Origin of the sequence: Novosphingobium organovorum, assembly GCF_022832435.1 — a bacterium.
GTDB classification, from domain to species: Bacteria; Pseudomonadota; Alphaproteobacteria; order Sphingomonadales; family Sphingomonadaceae; genus Novosphingobium; species Novosphingobium organovorum.
On sequence record NZ_JALHLF010000132.1, the window covers coordinates 1 to 8,120 of the forward strand.

General features: G+C 72.5%; 5 protein-coding genes. All 5 read left to right on the forward strand.

Annotation, left to right across the window (positions count from 1 at the left end):
- On the forward strand, nt 1-2,767 hold a 2,767-nt coding region (locus MTR62_RS18670), incomplete at its 5' end, for a DUF4132 domain-containing protein (protein WP_244023778.1).
- Nucleotides 2,764-3,861, forward strand: coding sequence for an AAA family ATPase (locus tag MTR62_RS18675; protein ID WP_244023780.1), 1,098 nt, complete (start codon nt 2,764-2,766; stop codon nt 3,859-3,861). The genes MTR62_RS18670 and MTR62_RS18675, both read left to right, overlap by 4 nt.
- Nucleotides 3,862-3,865: 4 nt before the next feature.
- A complete protein-coding gene (locus tag MTR62_RS18680) occupies nt 3,866-6,343 on the forward strand; it encodes a DUF5682 family protein (RefSeq protein ID WP_244023782.1) in 2,478 nt (825 codons plus the stop codon).
- Nucleotides 6,340-7,476, forward strand: coding sequence for a VWA domain-containing protein (locus MTR62_RS18685; RefSeq protein ID WP_244023784.1), 1,137 nt, complete (start codon nt 6,340-6,342; stop codon nt 7,474-7,476). The genes MTR62_RS18680 and MTR62_RS18685 overlap by 4 nt, the downstream gene beginning before the upstream one ends.
- A partial coding sequence (locus MTR62_RS18690; RefSeq protein WP_244023786.1) for an SWIM zinc finger family protein occupies nt 7,473-8,120 on the forward strand: 648 nt, incomplete at its 3' end. The genes MTR62_RS18685 and MTR62_RS18690, both read left to right, overlap by 4 nt.

An 8,120-nucleotide genomic window follows, 5' to 3' on the forward strand; every position in this document is an offset into this window, starting at 1 on the left:
CGCGCCCCCGGACGGCGAAGCGCCCGGCGACACGCGCCAGGACGGCGCCGAGGGCTATCGCGCGGTCGACGGCCAATGGATCGAACCCGGCCCGCTCGCCGCCGAGGAAGCCGCCGACGCGGTCCCTCCCGAAGTGCTCGCCCGGCTTGAACCGGTGCTGCACGAATTCAACCGCGCGCTCGCCACCGGGCAGGCCGAGGCCGCCCAGCTCAAGGCCCGCTGGCACTGGAGCCGCCAGTACAGCCCCAAGGACCGCCGCGACCTCGACGCGCTGGCCCGGCTCGCGCAGGGGAGCGGGCCGATGGACACCGCGGCGAACGCGCCGCTGGTCGGCTGGCTGCGCGGCCACCCCGTCAAGCACCCCGCGATCGACGAATTCTTCAACGATCCCCGCCTCGCGCTGCCCCACCTCGTGCGGCTCGCGGTGGCGATGAACAACGGCTACGTGCGCGGCCTGCTCGACGATTGGGGCGGCCCGGCCGGCGCCGCCTTGCTGCGCCGCCTGCACGAAGGCGTCGACGCGCGCCGCTTCGCCGCCTTGTGGGCCGCGAACGGCGGGCACGATTTTCTCGCCAATCACCTGACCCAGCGCTGGTACGCCCCGCTGCCCGAGCTCGACCTGCCGCTCTGGCCGATCCTGTGCAGCCGCTTCGATGCGCTCGACGAGGCGCTCGGCCTGCGCGCGCAGAGCGGGGCCCAGCCGAGGCAGGCGCTCCCCGCGCTCGACCTGCTCGCCACCTTCCCGGTGCTGCCCGAACGCTACCGCACCGCGCTCATGCTGCTGGCGGGCGACAGTTCGGCGCGGCTGCGCGAAAAGGCGCGTGCGCTGCTCCACGCCGCGCCGGGCATCGATGGGGCGATCGCGCTCCAGCTCAAGGACGGGCGCCAGGACGTGCGCGCGCTCGCCGCCGAATGGCTTGCCGCGCGGGACGCCCGGACAGAGGCGCCTGCGATCCGCGCCGCCCTGGCGAGGGAACGCAGCGATCTGGCGCGCGCGGCGATGATCACCGCGCTCGAACGGATGGGCGAGGACGTGGCCTCCTTCTTCGATCCCGAAGCGCTGCTCGCCGAAGCGCGCGCGGGACTGGCAAAGACACGGCCCAAGGGGCTCGACTGGTTCGCCTTCGAGCGTCTGCCCGCGCTGCGCTGGGCCGATGGCCGCGCGCTCGATCCGCAGGTGGTGCGCTGGTGGGTCGTGCTCGCCGCCAAGCTCAGGCAGCCGGGCGGCAACGCGCTCGTCACCCTCTGGCTCGACCGGCTTGCCCCCGGCGATGCCCATGCGCTGGGCTGGATGGTGCTGACCGGCTGGATCGATCAGGACACCCGCCGCCCCAGCGACGAGGAAGCCAACGCCTACGCCGCGCAGCATGTTGACGCCATGGTGCAGCAGAACATGGCCTGGGCCAAGCGCTGGCCACAGAGCGCGGACTACTACACCACCGACCGCGATCTGGTCTTTGCGCAGCTCAAACGGAACAAGGCCGCCGAGTACCTGGGCAGCGCGTCGGACAGCAAGGGCATCCTCGCGCTCGCCACGCGCGTGCACGGGGCCGAGGCCGCGCAGCGCGTGCGCCCCTACCTCAAGGACCATGGCGCACGCACCGCACAGGCCAAGGCGCTGCTCGACACGCTCGGCGCGATCGGCAGCGGCGCGGCGCTGCAATGCGTGCTGGCCGCCGCCAACCGCTCCAAGCAACGCTCGGTCCAGGCGCACGCCGCGCAGATCGTCGAGGCGGTGGCCGAACGCAACGGCTGGTCCGCCGCCCAGCTCGCCGACCGCACCGTGCCGACCGGCGGGTTCGAGACCGACGGCACGCAGGAACTGGACCTGGGCGGGGGGCGCCTCTACCGCCTCCGGCTCGACGAGCGTGACGCGATCGTCATCCTCAACCCCGAAGGGCGCGAAGTGAAGGCGCTGCCCGCCGCGCGGGTGGACGCCGAAAAGGGCAACGTCGATGCCGCAAAGAAGCAGCTTTCGGCGGCGCGCAAGGAGGTCAAACAGGTGCTCACGGCCCAGGCCGAACGCCTGCAGGAAGCAATGTTCCTCCAGCGCGGCTGGGACACCGGCGAATGGGAAAGCTTCCTCGCCAGCCACGCCATCGTCGGCCGGATCGCGGCGCGGCTGGTGTGGCTGGGCTGCGACGCGCAGGGCGCGGCCTGCGCCAGCTTCCGCCCGCTTGGCGATGGCAGCTACACTGATGCGGCGGACGCGGATGTCGATCTTGCCGCCTTCGCGCAGATCCGCCTGGCCCATTCCTCGCTGCTCCCCCCCGAGGACGAAGCCGCCTGGCAGCGCCATCTTGCCGACTATGCGGTAAAGCCCCCTTTTGCGCAGCTCGGCCGAAGCCTGCCCGAAATCAGCGCCGAGCAGCGCCGCCAGCGCACCGTTACTGACCGCGAGGGCTGGCTGGTGGAGACTTTCGCGCTGCGCGGGCTGGCCGCGAAGCTGGGCTACCAGCGCGGTCCGGCGCAGGACGGCGGCTGGTTCCTCACTTATGAGAAGACCTTCCGCGAGGCCGCGCTCGTCGCCGAGATCGAGTTCACCGGCAGCCCGCTGCCCGAGGAAAACCGCACCGCCGCGCTCCTCGCGCTTTCCTTTCGCAAGCTGCGCGGCGCAGCGGGTCAGGGCATCGGCACGCCGGGCGTCCAGGTGCCCCTTGGCGACGTGCCGCCAGTGCTGCTCGCCGAAAGCTGGCGCGATCTTCACGACATCGCCGACAAGGGGACAGGCTTTGATCCCGACTGGCAGACGAAGGGCTACGCATGACGTCCAGGACCGATCCGATCCGCCTTCCCGCCGAAACGCGCTACGCCGCCGAACTGGCCGCGCTGAGCGCACAGGACAGCGCCCCGCGCCCGGCCGGCTGGCAGCTTTCGCCGCGCGCGGTGCGCCGCTTCCTGCTTGGCGATGCGACGCTGGGCATCGCGCGCAAGTTCTATGGCGATGATCCGCTGGTCGATCGCGCCATCGTCAGCCTGATGAGCCAGCAGGGCCTGATGCTGGTGGGCGAGCCGGGCACCGCCAAGTCGCTGCTTTCCGAACTGCTCACAGCGGCGATTTCGGGCACGTCGGCGCTCGTCGTGCAGGGCTCGGCGGGAACCAACGAGGACCATATCCGCTACGGCTGGAACTACGCGCTGCTGCTCGCCGAAGGGCCGAGCGAGCGCGCGCTGGTGCCCTCCCCGGTGCTCAGCGCCATGCGGCAGGGGCGCATCGTGCGCTTCGAGGAAATCACCCGCTGCCCGCCCGAAGTGCAGGACGCGCTGATCTCGATCCTCTCGGAAAAGGCGCTCGCGCTGCCCGAACTGGGCGCCGACGCCGTGGCCAGCGCCGCCCCCGGCTTCAACATCATCGCCACCGCCAACTTGCGCGACCGCGGCGTCCACGAAATGTCGAGCGCGCTCAAGCGCCGCTTCAACTTCGAGACCGTCCACCCCATCGCCGACCCCGCGTTCGAACGCGAACTGGTGCTCGCCCAGCTGGCCGAACGGCTGGGCGCAGGCGGCATCGCAGTGACCGGCGCGCGCGAGACCGCCGAGGTGCTGGTGCAGACCTTCAGCGACCTGCGCTGCGGGCGCACCACCGAAGGCGTCGCGCTCAACCGGCCCGATGCGGTGCTCTCCACCGCCGAGGCGGTCAACGTGCTCCACGCCGCCGCGCTCGAGGCGGCCTATCTGGATGAAGGGCAGCTCACCGGCGCGCACGTCGCGCGCCAGCTGCAGGGCGTGGTGCTCAAGGATTGCGCCGAGGACGGCAAGCGCCTGCGCGCCTATGTCGAGCATATCGCGAAGGAGCGCGCGGGCCGCTCGGCCGCGTGGAAGGCCTTCTACCAGAGCGCGCGCACGCTGCGGCTGGACTAGGCCGATGGAGGCGGCGGCACCGGGCGAGGGCCAGATCCACGATCGTGCGCGCGATCTGTGGGTCGTGCCGATCCGGCATCACAGCCCGGCCTGCGCGGCGCAGCTCGAACGGCTGATCGCCGCGGTTGCCCCGGCCGCGATCCTGGTCGAGGGACCGTGCGATTTCGATCCGCTGATCGAAGCCATCGGCGATCCGCGCACGCGCGCGCCGTTCGCGGTGGTCGCGCTGCGCGAAACACCGGGGCGACAGGACGCTCCGGCCCCTGCGATCCGCCGCGTGGCGAGCTACTTTCCGTTCTGCGCGCACAGCCCCGAACTCGTCGCGCTCCACGCCGCGCGCGATCGCGGCATTCCGGCGCGCTTCATCGACCTGCCGAGCCACGCCCGCGCAATGGACGCCGACGCCGCCTTGACCGAGGGCCGCTCGCTGCTCGGCAGCGAACACCCCTTCACCATCGGCGACTATGTCCGCGCGCTGGCGCGCGCACTGGGCTGCCGCGACGGCAACGAGGTGTGGGACCACCTGTTCGAAAGCCGCATCGCCCACCCCGACTGGCGCGCCTTCTTCGCCGACACCGCGCGCTACTGCGCCCACATCCGCGCCGCGAGCGACCCTGCCTCGGGCGAGGATGACGGAACGTTCGCGCGCGAGGCGCAGATGCGCGCGCTGCTCGCGCAGACCCGCGCCGAGATCGACGGGCCGATCCTCGCCGTCGTCGGCGGGTTCCACGCCCCCGCGCTGCTGGCCCCGCCCGCCCGGGCCGATCCGCCCGCCCGGACGGGGGCCAAAACGGCAAGCCGGGCCTATCTCGTGCGCTACGGCATGCGCCAGCTCGACGCGCTGCGCGGCTACGATGCGGGGCTGCCCCTGCCCGGTTACTACGAACGCCTCTGGGCCACCCGCACCGGCCCAAAAAACGGCAAGGGCCGCGACGACGACACCTCCCCCGCCGCGCTCGCCCGCACGATCCTCACCGGGTTCGCCGCGCATCTGCGCGAGGCGGGCGCGCAAGGCCCCGCGCCCGAGGTCCCTTCCGTCGCGGTGCTGGTCAACGCGATCGAGCAGGCCGAGCGGCTCGCCGCCCTGCGCGGCCGCCCCTTCGCGCTGCGCGACGACATTCTCGACGCCGTGCGCTCGACCTTCGTCAAGGGCGAGCTGGCGCGCGCGGGATCGCCGCTGATGACCGAATTCCACGCCTGGCTCACCGGCACCGCGATCGGCGACGTGCCCCCTTCGGCCGCGTCCCCCCCGCTGGTCGAGGCGGTGCGCGAGCGCGCCCGCGCGCTCGGCTTCACGCTGAGCGACGGCGAACACCGCACCCGCCATCTCGACATCTACCGCAAGCCTCGCCACCGCGCCGCGAGCCGGCTTTGCCACGCCATGACGCTGATCGGCGCGCCCTTTGCCGAACGCACCGCCGGGCCCGACTTTCGCAGCGACGTCGCGCTCGACCGGCTGCACGAAGTCTGGCGCACGAGCTGGTCGCCGCATGTCGAGGCGCGGCTGATCGCGCTCTCCGAAGTCGCCGACGATCTCGACGAGGCGCTGGCCTTCGTGCTTGCACAAAGCATCGCCGCACTTCCCCAGGCCGGCCGGGGACGCGACGCCCGCGCCGCGATCGAGCTGTTCGCCGCCGCCTGCCGCGCCGGGCTCGACACCGCGCCGGGAGGCGGCACCGAGGCCCTCCTCGCGCTGATCGAGGACGCGGTTATCGAAGACCCCGAACCCGCCTCGCTGGTCGCCGCGTTGAGCGACCTGCTGCTCCTGCGCCGCGCGGGCGAGGCTCTGGGCATCGCCAATCCGACCGCGATCGACCGGCTCGTCGCCACCGCCTGGCGGCGCGTCCTCACCCTCCTCCCCACTCTTGCCGATACTGGCGAGGACAGGCTCGACGACGCGCTGCGCGCGCTGGCCGACCTGCGCGGCGTGCTCGAACTGGCGCGCACGGCGCACGATCGGCTCGACGGGGGGCTCGAGAAGGGCACACTCGACCACCGGGATTTCGATACCGCGCTCGAACGCCTCGCCGCCCGGCCACTCGCGCCCTTGCTGGCGGGTGCGATCGAGGCTTTCGCCCTCATCGACGGGCGCCGTGCCCCCACCGCGCTCGCCGCGCGGCTCTCGGGCGAGCTGGCGGGCGGCTACGCCGATCCGGCCGAGCGGCTGGCCTTCCTGCGCGGCCTCATCGCCATCGCGCGCGAACTGCTCTGGAACGTTCCCGAGGTTCTCGCCGCGCTCGAGGGGATCGTCACGGGGACGGATGAGGATGCCTTCCGCGCGCTCCTGCCCCACTTGCGCCTCGCGCTCATGCCGCTCGACCCGCGCGAGATCGACCGTCTGGCACAGCGGATCGCCGAGCGGCTGGGCACCGGATCGGGCACGCTCACCCGGAGCCACGCCATCGGCGAGGACGAACTCGCCGCGAACCTGACGCTCGACCACGCGCTGGCCCGGCTGCTTGCCGAGGAGGGGCTGGCATGAGCGGGGAGGACGCGCTGCGCCGCTGGCGGCTGGTGCTGGGACGCTACGCCGAACGCGCGCTGCCCGGCGCCGCGCTGTCAAATGAAGAGCGCCGCGCCGACCGCGCGCTCGACCATCTCTACGCGCGCGAAATGGAGCGGCGCGGGCTGCGCCGCGACACCCGGCCGCGCGGTGGTGGCGGCACGCTCGATCCCAGCGCGCTCACCACGCTGGGCTGGTTGGGCGAGTTGCGCGCGCTGTTCCCGCAGTCGGTCTGCGAGACGATCCAGGCCCACGCGCTGACCAACCTGGGCATGCAGGACCTGCTCGACGATCCCGCCGTGCTCGACGCGCTCGAACCCAACCAGGACCTGCTCAAGGCGCTGATCGCCTTCAAGGGCGGCGCCGACCCGGCGCTGCGTGCGAAGATCCGCGAGGTGACCCGCCGCATTGTCGAGGATATCGTGGCCAGGCTGCGCCCGCGCGTCGAAGCCGCGCTCACCGGCCGTCCCGACCGTTTCCGGCGCAGCACGATCAAGTCCATGCAGAGCTTCGACTGGCGCGCGACGATCCGCGAGAACCTCGCCACCTGGGACGCCGAGCGCGCCACCATCACCGCCGAGAAGCTGCGCTTCCACGCGCGCCGCCGCCGCACCCTGCCCTGGACGATCATCCTGTGCGTCGACCAGTCGGGCTCGATGCTCAGCTCGACCATCTACGCCGCGGTCATGGCCTCTATCCTCGCCGGACTGCCCGCGGTCGATATCCGGCTGATCGTGTTCGACACCGCCATCGTCGACCTGTCGAGCGAGGCGCACGATCCGGTCGAAGTGCTCATGGCGGTGCAGCTGGGCGGGGGCACCGACATCGCCTCGGCGATGGAATACGCCGAAGGGCTGATTACCCAGCCCAGCCGCACGCTGTTCGTGCTGGTGAGCGACTTCGAGGAAGGCGGCTCGGTCACCCGGATGCTCGCCGCGACGCGCCGCATGGCCTCGGCGCGGGTCACGCTCATGGGTCTGGGCGCGCTCAGCGACGAAGCCGCCCCGCTCTACGACCGCGCCATGGCCGAGCGTCTTGCCGGGTGCGGGATGCAAGTCGCCGCGCTCACGCCCGAGCACTTTGCCGAGTGGATCGCCGGAGTGATCGCGTGAGCGCGCCTTCGCTGCGCGCCGCGCTCGCCGGGTTCGACGATGCCGCGCTGGCAACGCTCGCCAATCCGGGGCTCGTTCGCCGCGCGCACCGCGATCTGGCCGAGGGCAAGCTGCACTTGCGCGCGCAAAGCCCGGACAGCGCCGAGATCGAGGTCGACGGCCAGCGCGTCACGATCGACGCGCGCGGCCCCGCGCAGGCGCACTGCACTTGTCCAGCGGCAGGCGCGTGCCGCCACCGCATCGGCGCGGTCCTGCTGCTGCGCACGCTGGCCGACGACGCGGCGCCCGCCAAGCCCGACGAGGGCAACGACGGCGACGAAGGCAACGATGCGCCCCCGACCGACACCACGCCCGAGAGCATTCTGGCCGTCCTCGATCGTGCCGCGCTGGAGAAGTGGGCGGGCAAGGCCAGCTGGCGCGCCGCGCGCGAACTGGTCGGCGAGGCCGAAGCGATCGCGCACGAAGGCCACGCCGTCACGGTCGGCTTCGCGGCCATCGAAGGGCCGGTGCGCATCCTTGCCGGGCAAGGGCCCGAGGGTATCGTCTCGAAAGCGGCCAAGCCGCGCGTCAAGGCCTACCACGCCGCCGCGGTGCTCGCCGCGCGGCGCCATTTCGGCCTCGCCCGGCCCGACGAGACCGCCGCG